This window comes from Spongiivirga citrea (assembly GCF_010671565.1).
GTDB classification, from domain to species: Bacteria; Bacteroidota; Bacteroidia; order Flavobacteriales; family Flavobacteriaceae; genus Spongiivirga; species Spongiivirga citrea.
In genome coordinates, this window is the sequence record NZ_JAABOQ010000009.1 from 60,376 (window position 1) to 78,572 (window position 18,197).

Annotated in this window: 19 protein-coding genes; 3 read left to right on the forward strand and 16 right to left on the reverse strand. The window is 35.8% G+C overall.

Going from position 1 to position 18,197, the window contains the following annotated elements:
• Nucleotides 1-27 precede the first annotated feature (27 nt).
• From GWK10_RS17765 to GWK10_RS17780, 4 genes are all read right to left on the reverse strand, one after another.
• Nucleotides 28-2,688: a CHAT domain-containing protein gene (locus GWK10_RS17765; RefSeq protein WP_164033754.1), complete on the reverse strand. Its 2,661-nt coding sequence runs from the start codon at nt 2,686-2,688 to the stop codon at nt 28-30.
• Between the two features lie 14 nt (nt 2,689-2,702).
• Nucleotides 2,703-5,441, reverse strand: a complete 2,739-nt coding sequence (locus tag GWK10_RS17770) for a CHAT domain-containing protein (RefSeq protein WP_164033755.1) — start codon at nt 5,439-5,441, stop codon at nt 2,703-2,705.
• Nucleotides 5,442-5,580: 139 nt separating this feature from the next.
• Entirely contained in the window at nt 5,581-6,210 is a 630-nt protein-coding gene (locus tag GWK10_RS17775) for a hypothetical protein (RefSeq protein WP_164033756.1), read from the reverse strand.
• Between the two features lie 216 nt (nt 6,211-6,426).
• A complete protein-coding gene (locus tag GWK10_RS17780) occupies nt 6,427-6,993 on the reverse strand; it encodes a DUF3109 family protein (protein ID WP_164033757.1) in 567 nt (188 codons plus the stop codon).
• A gap of 100 nt (nt 6,994-7,093) precedes the next feature.
• Here GWK10_RS17780 and GWK10_RS17785 point away from each other — a divergent pair, with 100 nt between their 5' ends.
• The 3 genes from GWK10_RS17785 to GWK10_RS17795 are packed head-to-tail and all read left to right on the forward strand — an operon-like array spanning nt 7,094 to nt 8,548.
• Entirely contained in the window at nt 7,094-7,723 is a 630-nt protein-coding gene (locus tag GWK10_RS17785) for a MarC family protein (RefSeq protein WP_164033758.1), read from the forward strand.
• Nucleotides 7,724-7,734: 11 nt separating this feature from the next.
• Nucleotides 7,735-7,938, forward strand: coding sequence for a hypothetical protein (locus tag GWK10_RS17790; protein ID WP_164033759.1), 204 nt, complete (start codon nt 7,735-7,737; stop codon nt 7,936-7,938).
• Nucleotide 7,939: 1 nt separating this feature from the next.
• The gene (locus GWK10_RS17795) at nt 7,940-8,548 is read left to right on the forward strand and encodes an FAD-dependent oxidoreductase (RefSeq protein WP_164033760.1); all 609 of its coding nucleotides are present in this window, start codon (nt 7,940-7,942) and stop codon (nt 8,546-8,548) included.
• Between the two features lie 70 nt (nt 8,549-8,618).
• Here the strand turns inward: GWK10_RS17795 and GWK10_RS17800 are convergent, their stop codons facing one another.
• The 12 genes from GWK10_RS17800 to hemC form a co-directional block, all read right to left on the reverse strand.
• Nucleotides 8,619-9,092: a methylated-DNA--[protein]-cysteine S-methyltransferase gene (locus GWK10_RS17800; RefSeq protein ID WP_164033790.1), complete on the reverse strand. Its 474-nt coding sequence runs from the start codon at nt 9,090-9,092 to the stop codon at nt 8,619-8,621.
• Nucleotides 9,092-10,216 (reverse strand): CNNM domain-containing protein, encoded by a 1,125-nt coding sequence (locus GWK10_RS17805; RefSeq protein ID WP_164033761.1) that lies wholly within the window; start codon nt 10,214-10,216, stop codon nt 9,092-9,094. Before GWK10_RS17805 ends, GWK10_RS17800 begins: the two co-directional genes overlap by 1 nt.
• Before the next feature lie 61 nt (nt 10,217-10,277).
• The gene (locus GWK10_RS17810) at nt 10,278-11,051 is read right to left on the reverse strand and encodes a hypothetical protein (RefSeq protein WP_164033762.1); all 774 of its coding nucleotides are present in this window, start codon (nt 11,049-11,051) and stop codon (nt 10,278-10,280) included.
• A 94-nt stretch (nt 11,052-11,145) separates the two neighbouring features.
• Nucleotides 11,146-11,733: a hypothetical protein gene (locus GWK10_RS17815; protein ID WP_164033763.1), complete on the reverse strand. Its 588-nt coding sequence runs from the start codon at nt 11,731-11,733 to the stop codon at nt 11,146-11,148.
• A gap of 61 nt (nt 11,734-11,794) precedes the next feature.
• Nucleotides 11,795-12,784, reverse strand: coding sequence for a porphobilinogen synthase (gene hemB / locus GWK10_RS17820; protein ID WP_164033764.1), 990 nt, complete (start codon nt 12,782-12,784; stop codon nt 11,795-11,797).
• Between the two features lie 18 nt (nt 12,785-12,802).
• Complete coding sequence (gene hemF / locus GWK10_RS17825) at nt 12,803-13,705, reverse strand: oxygen-dependent coproporphyrinogen oxidase (protein ID WP_164033765.1); 903 nt, start codon at nt 13,703-13,705, stop codon at nt 12,803-12,805.
• Nucleotides 13,706-14,467 carry an EI24 domain-containing protein gene (locus GWK10_RS17830; RefSeq protein WP_164033766.1) on the reverse strand — a complete coding sequence of 254 codons (762 nt, stop codon included), beginning with the start codon at nt 14,465-14,467 and terminating at the stop codon, nt 13,706-13,708. It abuts the gene before it with no gap.
• On the reverse strand, nt 14,468-15,016 hold the full coding sequence (locus GWK10_RS17835; RefSeq protein WP_164033767.1) for a GNAT family N-acetyltransferase: 549 nt from the start codon (nt 15,014-15,016) through the stop codon (nt 14,468-14,470).
• Nucleotides 15,009-15,512 carry a DUF6973 domain-containing protein gene (locus tag GWK10_RS17840; RefSeq protein WP_164033768.1) on the reverse strand — a complete coding sequence of 168 codons (504 nt, stop codon included), beginning with the start codon at nt 15,510-15,512 and terminating at the stop codon, nt 15,009-15,011. The genes GWK10_RS17835 and GWK10_RS17840 overlap by 8 nt, the downstream gene beginning before the upstream one ends.
• 2 nt (nt 15,513-15,514) lie before the next feature.
• The gene (gene hemE / locus GWK10_RS17845) at nt 15,515-16,546 is read right to left on the reverse strand and encodes a uroporphyrinogen decarboxylase (RefSeq protein WP_164033769.1); all 1,032 of its coding nucleotides are present in this window, start codon (nt 16,544-16,546) and stop codon (nt 15,515-15,517) included.
• Between the two features lie 40 nt (nt 16,547-16,586).
• The gene (locus tag GWK10_RS17850) at nt 16,587-17,261 is read right to left on the reverse strand and encodes a uroporphyrinogen-III synthase (RefSeq protein ID WP_164033770.1); all 675 of its coding nucleotides are present in this window, start codon (nt 17,259-17,261) and stop codon (nt 16,587-16,589) included.
• A 21-nt stretch (nt 17,262-17,282) separates the two neighbouring features.
• Complete coding sequence (hemC, locus tag GWK10_RS17855; protein ID WP_164033771.1) at nt 17,283-18,197, reverse strand: hydroxymethylbilane synthase; 915 nt, start codon at nt 18,195-18,197, stop codon at nt 17,283-17,285.

An 18,197-nucleotide genomic window follows, 5' to 3' on the forward strand; every position in this document is an offset into this window, starting at 1 on the left:
TGAGATATTAAAGAATAAAGGGGGTTATTATTCGCTCTTGAGTTTTTTAAAAAATATGAGCGTTAAAATTAGTCCCACCCCACCGATCAAGATCCACATCCAATTATTATTTTCTGCTTTTATATCCAAAGATGTATTATCCCCATTCAAAATAAATGGGGCCCAATAGTAAGGATGTTTAAACTCAATTTGATCCGTATTTCGCAAATAATCCTGTTTTGATTTTTGAAGAGCCGCTGATTTACTTAAGCCTTTTTGAAGGTATTTATAAAATGAAACCATTATTTCCTTAGTTGCTAAATCAGGAGCGCTCCATAAGCTCGAAACCGTAGCAGGAATTCCCGAGTACATAAATGCTTGTGATAATGAAACAATGCCTTTGCCTGATTCATAACCTCCAACCCCTGTATTACAGGCGCTTAATACTACCAAATCGGCATTACTCCTAAACCCGTATAATTCAGAAATATATAATTTATTGTCTTCGCTGCTATCAGAAAAAACCAAATTGCTTAGCTCAGGTGTTTTATCATTAATATAGGCATGACCTGCTAAGTGAATTACCGTGTAATGGGGTTGTAAATTGAAAAACTGAGATTTTGTGGCCAATTCTGAATCATATACTATTCCACTAGTTAGTTTCGATAATTGATTAACTTCCTCTTTTGCTCCAACAAGATTGTACGGAGAACCCCTTACCACAAGCTCTTCTTTTGATAATTGAAAATTGTTGTAAGAGGGAGCAAAAAAAGAAACACTTTCTTCATGTTGAACTTTGTTAAATAAGTTTGACTTTAAATAAGCCAAGCCATTCACATAGTAAATCTCTGTTTGCTCTAATAAATATCCTTGAGGCGACCTTAACAATTCAAAAGGCAGGTTCCTCAACACTGCGTCTGGGACAATAATAGTTTCTTCAGTGAGCGAAATATCATGAAGAAGCAATTGATTTAGTTCACTTGCAAGTATATTTAGCTCATTTATGTCTCCCAGCTTTTTTAAGGTTTTCAAATAAGCTGTTACCTTATCTTCTATATCTAAATGATTCCCCAGACTCTTAATTTTTATCCCATTATTTTTCATTTCTATTCGAAACAAATCATCTTGGGCTACCGCATATTTAATAATTGTTGAATTAGTATTTAGATTTAAATCATTGAATTTAAATGATGACTTTGTCAGCTGATATACTTTGCCGTTACGCTGTTTTAGTTCTTCATCTAGTTGCGTTAATTCTAAGTTTATTTCAAAAAGCTTCTTTTTCCCTATAGAATCGTTTTGCGCATTGCTCTTGTTTAAAAAAGTTTTTATCGATCGTAACTCGCTTTCCTTCTTAAATAAAGAATCCAGATCTGAAGAACTAGAGGCTAATATTCTGTTATTAATAACATCGTTAATATCAATAAGTGTTTCGATCTGTTCCATCATCTCCAGCTGCTTAATCTTTTCTTCTTTGGGATAAATATCATTTTGCAAATTAGTTAAGATTCTATTTTGAATAAGCTTAAATGTAGCGCGTTGTGATCCAGATAATTTATGGTCTAAATTATCAGCAAATTGCTTCAACCCTATCAAATAAAGCTTAGCAGATGTTTTTTTTAAAACTGAATCAGAAGAACTTTCTAAACACTTGGCAAACTGCGAAAGTAGTATTGGATATTTAAGATTATCAATAGGCTTAAAATCTTCCTGTTTGAAATCTTGAACAGTAATTGGTATTTTATTTTTATTTAATAATGTTAAACCATTATTTGAATGCTTTATTAGAAGTTCTTTGTTTTTTGTTTTGGAATAATAGTTTACGGCTATTTCTTCAATATTTAACTGTTGTAATACCGTTAAATCTTTGAATTTTTCCAAAGCGAGTAACTCTTTTTTTGCCTTTTTTAGTTTTCCTGCATTAATAAATGCTAAGCCTTTACATATATGTGAGTAAAGTGTTTCGTTTTTATTTACATCAATCGCTATGACTTTATCAAAATAGGTAGCTGCTATATCTGCGTTTCTCGACTGATAGTAACGCCCTACAGTAAAGTTTGCTCTTACGATTGCAAATCTTAAATCCGATAAATTCTTGTTTTTTTCAACAAAATCTTCAAACTGCTTATAACTAGCAATCAACATATTCTCATCGCTAATTGCTTCGCTGACCATTATCAGCCACCCTAAAGTTTGTGCCTCTTCAAAAATAGCTTGTGCCTTCCCAATTTCGTCCTTTATTTCATCTCTTCGCTCATTGTAAATGTCAATTGCCTGTTGTACATAACCAAGCATATTTTTAAAATTGTTCTTACCCCTTTCTACTGAAGCTTGATCTAAATAATAATTGCTTAGAGCATAAGGAGAAACCTCTTCTACAACTAATTGTTCTTTTGCAAGTGATAAATACTTACGCTGTTTTGACGGAATACTTAAATTATAAGGGCTATAGTAATACGATAAATCACTTAGTACCTGAAAAAAGAATGCTTTATTGTTTAAGTTGTTATTCGAGTAGGTATCTATTAACTCTTCATACTTTGCAATGGCTCCTAAATTATCGCTCGGATAAAGATCATCGGCTTGATCTTTTAATTTCTTAAGCTCATTCAATATACTATCCTCCGAAGATTGGGGCAAAACGATATTGAAAACAAAAACAATAGAAATTATTATAAGCCAGTCTTTTTTAAGTTTTGCTATATCCATTAATGAAGGGTTAATTATACCATTTTTGATTTTCCATAGATCAGAATACCAGATAAACTTCCTAATGCAACAAATAACCAAAACCAATAGTTATTCTTAGAAACCGGACTAGCATCGCCAATAATTTTAAATCCGGCCCAGTAATAAGGATGTTTTAATAGATCGTCTGATGTGGTGTTTAAATAATCCAGCTTTGCTTTTTGTAATGCAATGTCTTTCGCTTCACCTTTTTTAAGGTGGTTATAGTAGAAATCCATTAACTGGCTAGTCGTTTTGTCGTTATTTTTCCACATGGTGGTGGTCAAACTTTTGGCTCCTGCGTACATAAAACCACGTTCGATACTTAACAAACCTTCCCCTTTTTGAAGTTTTCCTATTCCTGTTTGGCAAGCACTTAAAGTCACCATATTGGCACTTATTGTTTGGTTATATAAATCCTTTACATACAATTTATCACCATCTTCATCTGGCGAAAATGCGAGATAGGAATAGTCAGGGAATTCGTCATTAGCTGATGCGTGGGTCGCTAAATGCAATAAGCCGTATTCATTATTTGTACTATTAAAATTCTGCAATGTTGCCTCAGTTCCTGAAATTGAAATTCCATCAAAATGAGAAGCTACTAAGTCAATTTCATTTTTAGAATACGGCAAATCATATAAGCTTTTTTCGTCAAAAGTAGGAGCGAAGGCCAACAGCTTATTTTTCACTTTATTCTCTCCATTTTGAAATTGATTGGTCATTAAGGTAGCTGAACTCGCATAGCGAATACTATATTCATTAATCACATAATTCCAATTATCTTGATTCTTATTAAGTACTCCAAACGGAATGTAACTCAATACACCATCGGGTATAATGATAAGTTCGTTAGCGAAATTATCATCTAAAACAGGCTTCAAAATCGCAGCGTAGATCTCATTGCTTAGCGTTTGTAACTCGCTATTGTCACCCAGAGAAGGTGAAGCTATTTTCCTGTAAAACCCCTCAATCTTATTCTGAAGATCCTTGTTAAATGCTATTGCTTTTAAATCGATTTCTTTTTTTGATACCACCATTGCGTACAAAACTGAATCTGCAATATGATAATTGATTACTGTCTCATTTCTATTTAAAAAAGTTTGTGCCTCTTCAATAGTTGCAGTTTTTGCATCATACTTTAACCGATAATATTTAGGATACTCTTTTTCGATAGATGCCAAGTGATAGATATATCCGTTGTTCCACTTAAATAAGGAATCATTAAGAACCTGTTTTTGATCTACCTCAGCATCAAACAACTTTTTTTCATAATAGTTAATGTTTGCTCGATATTGCTGACCGATATTTAAAATGCTGTCAGGCACTCCTCCAAATTTAGTTGCTTCGGCCGCCTTTATCGTTTCTAGAAGCAAAATACTCTTACTTTTTTCCATTGCTAAAAAAGCAAGTTGTAAATACTTAGGCTCTTTTGTTTTATTGTAGTTTTTGTGTGCTATTTGAATAATCTTATGAAAAACCGGATATGTTTGATCGATCAAGAAGGTTTTGTCTAGTTTACTTTCAAATTCCGTTTTTAGTTTGTCGAGTGTGTTGATTATTTGATTCGATACCTCGTAGGTCTGACCCTCATTTCGCTTATCCAGTTCAAGTAGTTGTAGTTTTTCGCTTAAAATGGTGAGCAATTGTCTTTTCGAAAATGCCGCTTCAGGAGCTGGATTCGAATCAAAACTAGAATTAGAAAAATCTGAAGTTGCATTGATCAACGCTTGTTGAATATTTACAAGAGCTTCGGGATAATTCCGTTTTGTTTTTTCTAAAACAGCAAGCTTTAGATATATGTTCGCCACATCTTCATGAGGTCGATTGTTTCTATAGATTTTGTAGGCTTCAAGTGCCTTATCATAAAACACTTTTGATTGCCGGTAGTTGCCCTTCTTTAAATAAATATCACCATATAGTAATTGTGCTCTTCGGTGAAATGGATCATCATCTGCTAAATATTGTTGCGATTCATTTAATGTATTCAATGCTTGAGTAATACTATCCTGTTTTAGCTGATTGGCCGCTAACTTTTGAATAATAGTATTGACACTATTTTTATATGCCGCATTGGTTTTAATGGCTTGGATATATACAGGAAAACTTTTGTGTAATAAGTTGTTTGCCAAGGCATATTTACCCGTTCTATTATATAGTTCGGCTAATAATTGATCATTAGCTGCCTCTTGTAGAGGGCCTTCTGGTTTACCTTTATAAAATACATTGATCAATTCGGCTATCTTCAGGTAATACTTTTCGGCAATATCATACTTCCCTTTGTTTCTATAAATAGTGGCCAGATAACTAATTACACTTATATATTTTTCAATGCTTTCCTCGGTATGATCATTTATATTGATTGATTCATAACTGGTTAATAATTGTTGAAAATAAGATTTGGCCTTTTGGTAATCAGCAAGTTGAAAATAATAAGAAGCCCTGTTTAGGATAAAGGCTTCTTTTTCTGCTTGATAATTGGTCAGTTTATACGCAACAGAGTCCAATTTGAACATTGCTTCAACCTGATTTAAATATTCATTGTATCTAGGTAAGTCGTAATGATAGCTACTAGTAGTAATCAGCCAATTAAATAGCGATAAACGAGTATCTAGATCTTTAGCAGGATCTGTTAATTTTAATGCCCTATCCATAAAGAAGTAGGCACTGTCTTTATTAGAATAAAAATGAGGGTGTGCCTTGTAAAAAAGCTCCACAATTTTAGCTTCTCTCATTTCGTCATTGTTCCCCTGGGCATAACTAAAATTACAAAAGAAACAAAAGGCCGTAAAGTAAATTAATATAGATGGTTTCATAAAAAAAGCCCCACATGCTTATGAGGCTTTAAGTTAGTATAAATTAGCAATACTTGATTTAAAAACGTTGCATAAAGATGCTATAGGTTGTTTCGCCTCCCGTTACTTCAAACTCTTTAGTAATTTCAATTTTTATTAAATCCCCTTCCATTTCAATAGGGTAAGATAACATTCCTTCAAGCTCGCCGCTTGGTTCGTTAATCTCCTGATATACTTCTCCTTCTGCTGTACTTAATCGAATGAAAAGATTTCCGTTTTCAATACTGCTTAAAAGATTAAACATCCTAATACCTGGTACCGGGCAGTTGGTGCGTTTAGGAATAACGCAGGGTCTTGGCGTTGGTGCTCTTGGAATAATGCCACCAAACTGTTCTATTAAAAATGCCAGCGACTCCTCATTTTCGGCTAGCTGTTGCTGAACCTGCTCAAGCTGCTCTACATAATTTTCTTGGCCTTCTTCAATAAGAGCTACCAATCTTTTTTTCTCAACTTCTAAATCATGCTTTTGTGACTCTAAATAATGCTGATGAAGTGAGGCTTCAAAATAAGTTTCTTCATTTTCTGTTTCTTCACCGTACTGTGCGAGCTGCACATTATCAAGTGTGTCATTTGTCTGATTGTTTTCCACCGTACAGGAGTTTAGTGAAAAGATCATTGTTAGTAATACCAAAAAGTTCATTGTTTTCATTTTAGTTAATGTTTTTGTTGACTTATATGCTTTAGTGCATAAAAATCTAGTTAGGGTTAACATTTTTTTGAAAAAACTTTTTCGGTAGTGCGTAAGGGAATGCTGCGAAAGTAATACGTAACTACAATTTATTTAGGGGGCAAAAAGCCCCTTATGCTAGGATGTTTTTACGGGAAATAGCCTTTTTATAGAATTGCAATCAGGGAAAAGTCCAAACTATTTCATCTCGGCAGCCACTTTCTCCAACTCCAAATACCAATCCTCACCAAACTTTCTAATAAGTGCATCTTTGGTGAATTTATAAACAGGAACTTGTAGTTCTTTCCCTAGCGTACAAGCATCATCACAAATAGGCCATTTATGATAATTTACAGCAGCAAACTCGGAATAATCTTGAACGCGAACAGGGTATAGGTGGCAAGAAATAGGCTTTCTAAAGTCTACTTCGCCCGCATTGTATGCGTCTTCAATACCGCAACCAGCAATGCCATTTTCGTTGAAGGATATATAGGCACATTCTGCACCGTTCACTAGCGGAGTTTCTAACTCGTTTTTATCAGTGACAATATGTGTGCCTTGGGCTTCAATTGCCTTAATGCCTTCTTCACGAAGAAATAGCTTTACTTTTGGATAAATTTCCTTTAGTATTTCGACCTCTTCGGCTTCGACTGGTGCCCCTGCCTCGCCAGCAATGCAACACTCACCTTTACAAGCGGAAAGATTACAGACAAAATCCTTCTCAATGAGATCTTCGCTAACTATCGTTTTACCTAATTGAAACATAGCGGCAAAGATAATGAAGCTATTCCATTAAAAATCGGCTTCTTTATCTGAAAATCAGAAAGAACTTATAGTACCTTTGCGCCAATTAAAAGCTAAACAGATGTTCTTAAAATTTAGTTTTAGTGACTTCATTGAAGTATTTAAAAATCTCAACTTCGATTTTAAAGAAATAGTAACTGCATTTATGGTCCTATTCGCAGTTATTGATATTATTGGGAACATTCCTATCATTATCGACCTTCGAAAAAAGGTAGGACATATTCAATCGGAAAAAGCGGCACTCATTGCTGGTATAATTATGATTGTTTTCTTGTTCGTGGGGAAAAGTATTTTGAACCTTATTGGTATTGATGTAAATTCATTTGCAGTAGCTGGTGCTTTTATCTTATTTTTTATTGCCTTAGAAATGATTTTGGGAATCACCCTCTATAAAGAAGAAGACACAAATCCGATCACAGCTTCAGTATTTCCATTGGCATTCCCGCTGATTGCAGGACCAGGTAGCTTGACGACTTTATTATCATTGCGTGCTGAATTCGCTACTGAAAATATCATTGTAGCCATCTTGGCAAACATGATATTTTTATATGTTGTATTAAAAACTTCATCTAAGATCGAAAAACTAATTGGCCCGAATGGTATTAGCATTGTTCGTAAAGTTTTCGGGGTAATATTATTGGCAATTGCGGTTAAGCTGTTTGCGGTAAACTTTAAATTATTATTAGCTTAAATTAAGAAGATATGCGAATATTCACCATAGTAATCATGGTCATTGCACTTGGTCTGATTGCACTTAATGTAACTAAATTAGACTTCAATAACATATTTGAAGGGGATAGCGGTATCGCACTAATTGGCATAATTGCATGTTTGTGTGTTATTGTTTTGATGTTAGTTTTTAGAACATCGAAAGCAATACAAGACAAGATTAAAAACCGCAAATAAAATGTTTGATGTTTTAGTTATAGGTGGCGGTGCCGCGGGTATGTCTTGTGCACTTGTTTTAGGTTCCGCAAAGAATAAAGAATATGCCAAAGGAAAACGAGTTGGCATTATAATGCACCAAAAAGCATCGCATTTGCAAAGTGCCTTATTTAATAATGTATTAGGATTAACACCTGGCACTACAGGTGCAGAAATTCTTGAAAAGGGGAAAGCTCAATTGGCAGAGCAGTATCCGCATGTTCATCAAATTGAAAACGAGAAAGTAAAATCGGTTTACGGTGATGCAGGATACTTTATAGTAACCACCAATAAAAATCAATATAAGGCGAATATGGTTGTATTAGCGGTTGGATATACCAATCTATTCAACATTAAAGGCTTTGAAAACGATATTATTCCTCATGAAAAATCACTGGCGGTTAAAGAGCGTATCGCCATACGAAATACTGATCATTTGGTAAGACCTGGTTTATTTGTTGCTGGTTCATTAGCTGGCTGGCGAAGCCAATTTGCTACTGCTTGTGGTAGTGGTGCGCATGTCGCTACTGATATTCTGACGATTTGGAATAGTGGGGTGCATACTAAGGTGCATGATAAGGTTTTATCCTAAAGTTTTAGGTCACTTATAGCGGACTAGAGAGATTTTTGACTTTGCTTAAGGTCTCGACCAGACACTGTAACTAAAACAGACTGGTCTGTTTTGCTGGACTTTCATGCTCCAACAACCATTTTTTTCGCCAAAGTCCACCAGCATAGCCAGTTAAGGAGCCATCAGAGCCGATGACCCTATGGCATGGTATTATAATACTTATCGGGTTTTTACCATTCGCAGACGCCACAGCGCGAATTGCTTTTAAATCACCTATTGCTTTGGTTTGTTCTAAATAAGTCCTTGTTTTTCCGTGTGGGATATTGAGTAGTTCTTCCCATACCTTCTGCTGAAAATCAGTCCCTTGTGGATTGAGTTTTACGTTAAAATCAGATCGTTTACCTTCAAAATATTCACTAAGTTGGTATACACAATCTTCTAAAACTTCGGGAATGGTTTCTGTAATTGGCTCTTTCTCATCGAGCATGCTAATTGTAGAAACTCCTTCAGTATCTCCTTCAATTTTTAAAATGCCAAGCGGACTATCAACAAACGCAGTTTCCATCATTCTCCATCTTTAGTACTTTCATCTTGAATGATTCCGAGCCTTTTTGCTCTGCCTTCCCAATTACGCCTTGCAAGGCTTTGCATGTCGGCCACATTATCGCTTTCATCCATAATCTCTAACCCTAACAAGGTTTCAATCACGTCTTCCATCGAAACAAGACCGCTTAATGAGCCATATTCATCAACTACAATTGCCATATGGTTCTTTTTAGAAACCAGTTTGGCAAATAATTGCGGTATTGGCAAGGTTCTATCTGTAATTAAGATATCTCGTTTAATATCACCTAAGGCTTTTGATCCGTTTCCGTTTGCCATTTCTTTAAAGATCTCATCCTTTAAAGCTAAGCCAACAATATTGTCTTCTTTTTCACTATACAATGGAATCCTAGAAAAGCGTAAATTCTGATTTTCTTTAAAAAATTCCTCAACAGTCATTTTCTCATCAGCAATTTTCATCACCGTTCTAGGCGTCATCACATCCTTCACCTCAACTTCATTAAAAGTCAATAAGTTTTGAATGATCTTACTTTCTGATTCTTCAAAAACACCTTCTTCATGAGCAATATTGGTCATGGCATGAAAATCTTCACGACTCAACACGCTACCATGTGCGCTTTTACCAATAAGCCTGGTTGTAAGCTGTAATAGCCAAAGAATTCCTGTCCATTTGAGAGGGAATATAAGTGCTGTAAGTGCCTTTGCGGTAAAGTTTGTAAGCTGTTTCCAGTAGGTTGCCCCAATGGTTTTAGGAATAATTTCTGAAGCAACTAAAATTAGAATTGTCATAATTGATGATACAACACCAACCATTAAATCCTCGGTCATTTCCATTCCTAAAAATGTTCTGGTGGTACTTCCATACATTTCTGCATACGCCACTTTTGCCTGTACACCAACAAGAATTGCACCTACCGTATGCGCTATAGTATTTAGTGTCAAAATCGCAATTAGCGGTTTATCGACGTCCTTTTTTAAATCTTCAAGTGTCTGGGCATATCCTTTTCCCTCCTGCTTTTTTACATTGATAAAGGTTGGAGTAATACTCAATAAAACTGCTTCTAAAATTGAGCATAAAAACGAAAAGAAAATTGATACAGCACCGTAAAATAAGAGTAGACCCATTAGTTGTGTTGGTTATATTGCTAATTTAAGAATTAATTATCCATAAACTCCTGGCTAACTACTATTCCAGGTTTTTAATAAACTTCTCGACGTTGATATGTACGTCGTCTTCACCGTCAAGATCAAACGGATTTTCTAAATGCGCCTGAATATTATCTAGAGCTACCAAAATGATACTGAACAATATTGGCATTACATAACGTATTCCCCAAGAATATTCATCGGCGGCATGTGCGAAATGTGGGCCATATACAATCGGAAGTATGACAATAAAAATGTCACTATAAATACGAAGTGTTCTCGGTGTTCTATATTGGTAAATATGCTTGATGCGCTCAAAGGAGATCATCATTTTACTTAAAAACTGATTTGAACGTGAGGCTTCCCCAGATGGCAATCCATGAGTTCTTAATGACTTAATGAATATTGATAGTTTGGTAAAACTGTCATAGATTTTCTTTTCGTGAATTTCCAGCTCATCAACAGGATGCGAAAACATCACTTTACATTCACTAAAAAGCTCTTCCAGAAGATGCTTGAGTTCTTCTTTTAAATGTTCAGGTGATTTTTCTAACCAATGTACTGTGGCAAAAAACAAGGCTCTCCCGTGCGCTTTTATTCCTCCGTATTCGTCCAAAGCTACCTCGCGACGTTTGTATGCACCGCCAATCGAAAATACAATAGGAAATACTATTGCAGTTGCGATTAGTGTAAGAGGGAAGTCGGCTATAATGTGATATTCTCTACAGATGTATGTTGAAGCAACCGATAAAGTGGTAATAATGAAGGTTTTATAATTGATGATAAGTCCGACATGGCGGAATATTTTTCTCATTAATGTCTGGTTTAGTTAATAGACGTGAAATATCTTTTTATGGATTGGAAAAAGACAATAGTTTGATATAAGAACTTTCTTGTATTCTAAAATTTCATTTTTGACTTCTAATTTGAAGCGAAAAACCTTTGTTCATGTTTGTTTCTGTTGAAGAGCTAATCTCATAATTAGTAGCACGCCAAATATCAAAAAACCGAATACCTTCTACCCACTTTGGCATTACATTATCATTAGCCTCTTTTTCAAATTGAGCGTTTTCTACTGGAATTTCTATCCAATCACCATTTACCAATATTTCTAATTGAAAATTATCAAACCAAAACGTGCCCGAACCTCCAACCACAGCTCCAAAAAAAAGATGCGTCCCCTCTTTGTCAATTGTACCAGATATAGAGTATCGTTTCCATCTATTTTCAACAATCGGATTTTGACCCATATTTTCAAAAAACCCGATCTTACCATTACTCAAATCAACCCTAGCCCAAACACCTGCCCATGGGTTACTATCATGTAAATCAACTTTGGCATCAGCAGATAATCGAAACTCTTTACCAATGTATTCATTCACATTAATATACTGTGATACGGCTGTCCATTCTTTATCAGTTGATTCTTGTGCTTCTGTTTGTTGCAAGAAGAAAATTAGCGCTAAACAAGAAGTAACGGTTTTAAATTTTTTCATAGTTGATTCTTAAACATTGAGTAAATATAGTGGTAGTTCGTAACTTTTCATTAAAACAAAATCAACTAATAAGTCGCACCACATCCTTAGCAAAATAAGAAGCAATTATGTTAGCTCCTGCTCTTTTTATGGCGATTAACTGCTCCATCATTACCGCATCATGATCTAGCCAGCCTTTTTCAGCTGCGGCTTTTATCATGGCGTACTCCCCACTAACTTGATATACTGCAACTGGCACATCTACCTCATTTTTTATCTCTCGAACGATATCTAAATAGGCAATTCCTGGCTTGACCATTACAATATCAGCACCTTCATCAATATCCATTTCGGTTTCTTTAAGGGCTTCAAATCGATTCGCAGGATCCATTTGATATGTCTTCTTGTCCTTCGGAATGTTTTGGGCATCCACTGGTGCAGAATCTAAGGCATCACGAAATGGCCCATAAAATGCCGACGCGTATTTCGCACTATAACTCATAATTCCTGTATCAAAAAAATCAGCATCTTCTAGTGCTTCGCGGATGCTTAAAATACGTCCGTCCATCATATCACTTGGCGCGACGAAGTCGGCTCCTACTTCTGCATGGGAGACACTCATTTCTGCCAGCACTTCAGCAGTTTCATCATTAAGAATTATCCCATTTTCAACAATGCCATCATGACCATATTCAGAAAAAGGATCTAAGGCCACGTCAGTCATAACCAACATTTCTGGGCATGCGTTTTTTATGGTTTTGATAGCACGTTGCATTAATCCTTCAGGATTCAAGGCTTCAGTGCCTTTATTATCCTTTAAGTTATCTGGCACTTTTACAAAGAGTAAAACAGATTTCAATCCCATTTTCCAGAGTTCTTTTACCTCTTTTCCAAGAAGATCTAAGCTCATTCGGTAATAGTTAGGCATCGATGCAATTTCTTCTTTTACGCCTTTTCCTTCAACCACAAAAAGTGGCACCAAAAAATCGTCTGGAGCGATAATCGTTTCACGCACTAAAGACCGGATTGCTTTCCCACTTCTTAGCCTTCTATTTCTTCTTAATGGATACATTGTTTCCTATTCAAATTATTAAACCCAGTCAACAGGGTTCATTAGTACTTTTATTAATTTTTCTTCTTCACTTCCTACTTCAGGATGATGATCATACACCCACTGCACATGTGGTGGTAAACTCATTAATATACTTTCTATACGTCCATTAGTTTTTAAACCGAATAGCGTGCCTTTATCATGCACCAAGTTGAACTCTACATAACGGCCTCGTCTTATTTCCTGCCAGTCTCTTTGCTCTTTTGTAAATGGTAATTCCTTTCTTTTTTCAACTATAGGAACATAGGCTTCTAAAAAACTATTGCCTACTTCGGTTACGAAATTGTACCAATGCTCCATACTCATTTTATCCGTCTTTTTGCAATAGTCAAAAAACAATCCTCCGAGACCTCTAGCTTCATTTCGGTGAGCATTCCAGAAATACTCATCACATTTTTTCTTATACTTCGGGTAAAACTCAGGATTATGTTTATCACACGATACTTTGCATATATGATGAAAATGTTTTCCATCTTCTTCAAATAAATAATAGGGAGTCAGATCTTGGCCTCCACCGAACCATTGATCGACAATAGTTCCTTCTTTATCATACATTTCAAAATAACGCCAATTGGCATGCACTGTTGGCACCATCGGATTTTTAGGATGCAGCACTAGGCTTAATCCGCAAGCAAAAAAGTCGGCATCCTTCACCCCAAAATACTGCTGCATTGTTGCTGGTAGCGCTCCATGAACAGCCGAGATATTAACGCCGCCTTTTTCAAAAACACTCCCATTTTCGATAACGCGTGTTCGACCGCCACCACCTTCAGGTCGCTCCCAAAAGTCTTGTTTGAACTTGGCCTTCCCATCAACTTCTTCTAATTTTCGAGTGATGGTATCCTGTAGCTCCTGTATGTATCGGTAGAATTTTTCTTTCATCTATTGTTCAATCAATTTTAACTTCCCATGAGCTGCTAGTCTCTTTACAGTTTCTGTAGTTGATGCCACAGTGGATAAAGGCAATACAATAAAAACTCCGACAATAGGAATTAGCAACATCAACATAAAAACAGCTCCATTGCCATAAGCCAGGCCTCTATTTTTTCTAACAAACTGGACACTTTCCTTGTAATTGTAATGACGTTCTAAAGTATAATCCATGCATCCAAAGCCCGCGTAATACGCCTGAACTAGGAACACTAAAAATGAAAAAACCAATCCAATTACTGGAATAAAACTTAAGAGCACTAAGGGAATTACGAATAGGAATTCCATGAATAAGTTCCGCACATTAACGCGAATAGCTCGTGCTAGTGATTTTGAGATTCCTTTGGCCGAATTATCAACATACACTTCGCCGGTCATATGTTTTTCGATTTTCTCAGAAACTGGACTCATAAATGGTGCTGATAATGCCATTACAATGTGTTTGAATAGAATAAGTCCAAGGGCGAATACTAATAAACCACCTATAATATGGCTTATAGTTGACACGGTCTCTGCGCCAAAATCAAACACCCAAACTCTTGCAATCCAGTCTCCAATAGTTTCTGATAATAAATAAGAAAGTGTAAGTATTAAGCCTCCCGTAATGATACTTATGATTACAGGAGCTATAAAATACTTGTATAGTTTTAGTTTCTTGATCAATGCCAATGCCTTTCCATAAGCACTAATACTAGATTTTATGTCTTTAAACATTTATGTTGTTTTAGCTGATTGATGCTCACTTTTAAGTTTTCCAAAATATACGACATCATTGACATCGCCATTGGGATATTTGTATTCCTCTCTTAAAACACCTTCTTTGATGAATCCGTTTTTAAGGGCTACTTTTTGACTGCCTACATTTTCAGGATTGGTACAGATATATACCTTATTCATCTCTAATTTATCATAGCAAAAATCTAATAGTTGGTTGATGCTTTTAGAAGTAATTCCCATACCGGCATATTCCTTATCAATAAAATATCCTAGTTCACATTTACTAGCATAGTTATTTATATTTTTAATATGCATATGACCGATCAGACTGTTTTCTTCTTTTATAAAGAAGTAAAAACCTTCTAGATGATCTTGCCAATCTTCATATTCCTTAAATAAGCTTTCAGCATCGGTCAATGACTTTACTTGATTTACAGTTCTTGGGAAACCGTCTGCAATGTAATCTCGATTTCGCTCAATAAGATCAAAAAATGCGGATGCAGTTGCTTCCTCAAGTGTTATTAGTTGTATGTTTTGATCAGTCATGTTCAATATGGACTAGTTCTTTTAAATCGGGTTTAATTTCATCTATTTCGGTTACAAAAATGGATGATTTGGTCATAATAGTTAGTTGTTCGATCACCTTTTCCGTTACATTATTGACCTCTTTTTTATTCATCGAAGCAAAAACCAAGCGGCCTACTTTATTATTATGAAGATCCATTTTTCTAGCTAAAGGCTTATTTGGCGAGAAGTCTTCATGCCAATCAGTGATCCGTTTTGCCCATTCAATACATTTTTCTTCGTTTCGATTCCATCTCAAGCACTTTAAAACGATTAATGCATTCCAAATGGCATGTCTAAATGCATTTGCTTGTCCGTTTTTGTGGTGTTTTTTTCCGAATTTATTATTACAAATAGAATAGGTAACTCGTGTTGCATGTGCTGTGGGATACAATAACAACGGCCTTGTGATAAACAATCCAGCAAGTCCCCATAATTGTTTAAAACTAAGAGATCGTATGAGCTGGCGAATAGACATTATTAAGCACTATACTCTTTTACAGCATCGATAAATGCCTTGGCATGGTCAACCGGAATATTGGGTAAAATTCCGTGTCCAAGGTTTACTACATACTTGTCCTTACCAAATTCGTCGATCATTTGCTTGACCATTCTTTTGATATCTGGAATAGGTGATAGCAATCGTGATGGATCAAAATTACCTTGCAAGGTGATATTTCCTCCGGACAGGTAACGAGCATTTCGCGCAGAACATGTCCAGTCTACACCCAATGCCGAAGCCTTGCTTTTTGCCATGGTCTCCATAGCGAACCAACATCCTTTTCCGAAGACGATAACTTTGGTTAATGGAGCCAAAGCTTCTACAATCTGGTTCATGTACTGCCAAGAAAATTCCTGATAATCTACTGGTGATAACATACCGCCCCAACTATCGAAAATCTGGACTGCATTTACTCCCGTTTTTACTTTCTCTTTTAAATAAGCTATTGTCGTATCAGTTATTTTCTGAAGTAATTGATGCGCCGCTTCTGGCTGTGAAAAACAAAGCCCCTTTGCTAAATCAAAATTCTTAGAACCTTGTCCTTGCACCGCATAGCATAAAATCGTCCAAGGTGAACCTGCAAACCCAATTAAGGGAACACGATTTTCTAGTTTTTCTTTGGTCATTTTGATAGCATCCATCACATAACCAAGTTCTTCATTCACATTCGGAATGATCACTTGGTCGACATCTTTTTGCGAACGAATCGGGTTTGGTAACCAAGGGCCTATTCCTTCTTTCATCTCTACCTCAATATTCATTGCTTGAGGTATTACTAAAATATCAGAAAACAAGATGGCTGCATCCGGTTTAACAATATCGATAGGTTGTACCGTTATATCCGATGCTAATTCCGGTGTACGGCAACGTGTAAAGAAATCATATTTCTTTTTTAATGCCATAAACTCGGGCAGATATCTCCCTGCCTGACGCATCATCCATACTGGTGGTCTTTCTACTGTTTCGCCATCTAAGGCTTTTAGGAATAGGTCGTTTTTAAGTGCTTCCATATATAATTTCCTGTAAAATCAGGATTTGTTCTAATTTGTCTTAGGTTTCTGTTGGCCGTTCACTATTAGCATATTTAACTACTTGAACGATTGTATTTTCTACTGTTGGTTTGTTTGAAATAATAATATTACCTGTATGCTTTTTGGCTTCTTTTGCTGTGGTATTACCAATGCAAAAAAGCATTTCTTGATCTATTGAGTTTTGTTTAAGATAGCTCTTTATTCCGCTTGGACTAAAGAATAAAATCCCATTAAAATCCCCATTTATTTTTTTATCATTGAAGTGCGTTTGATAGACTTCAATTTCATTTAATTCAATTTCATTTTTACTTAAAATATTATTAAGCTCACTTCTTTTCAAATTTCCGCAGAAATAGGCAAATGATGATTTTTGATGATTTTTAACCAGTTTTTGAGCTAAATTCACTGCATTTTCACCAATTTCGATTGGTTTTATGTCATTTTCGATTAAAGCTTGTGCAGTTTTCTCTCCAACACAATACCAGTTTTTGTTCTTCAGTCCAGTCAAAACATTGTTCTTTAATAAACTTATAATCCCGTTTTTACTAGTGACTATAATATCATTAAATGCTTCTATTGCTTTATGGATTTCATATGTAAAATGAATGCTGTCGTACTCCACAAAACTAATAGTTGCGTTTAGCAATAACTCTTTTTGAGATTGTGTTAGTTTTTTGGTGGAGAGGATTCTCATTTTCTTAATTTAATGAGATTCTTACGATTTCATTGCCGTCTTAATCTCCTCCATCAACTCAGCGCCACCATCTTCTAAAATCTTCATGGCACATATTCTACCCGCATCTTTGGCTAAGGCAAAAGGAAATTGCTTTTCGATTCGCGCTTTACGTTTTCCGTCTAAAGAGATCAGTTCACCTACAAAATTTAGCTTATCACCATTATTTGTCGCTAATGCACCTATCGGAGCTGTACAACCTCCTTCGAGCACACTCAAAAACTGTCGCTCTACGTGAGTGCAAACCTCAGTGATACGGTGATTAATTTTTGACAATGCTTCTTGCGATTCTAAATCATCTGAACGATGTACGACCATAATAGCACCTTGCGCTGGGGCCGGAATCATCCAATCTAAAACGATATGATTATCTGGCTTTTTATTGATGCGATCAAGTCCGGCTGATGCGAAAATGGCACCATTCCACTCACTATCCTCCAATTTTTGGAGTCGCGTATTTACATTTCCCCTTAAATCGACCACTTGGTGTCGGGGATATTTGTTTAACCACTGCGCTTTACGGCGTAAACTTCCCGTTGCGATGGTGCCTTCGCCTTCTAAAAAATCAACCCCTTTATGGACTAAAATATCGGTGCTTGCAGCTCTATGTAAAACAGCTCCTTGAGAAATATTGTTGGGCAATACCGTGGGCACATCTTTCATACTATGTACTGCAACATCAATTTTATTATTTAATAAAGCGATGTCGAGTGTTTTGGTGAAAATACCAGTAATTCCCATTTCATAAAGTGGCTGATCAAGATTCTGATCACCGTCTGAGGTTAAAGGAATAACTTCAGTTTTATAACCTGCATGCTCAATGATATTTTTTACGAAGCGCGCTTGCCACATGGCCAACTCGCTATCTCGGGTGCCAATTCGTATCACTTTCGTCAT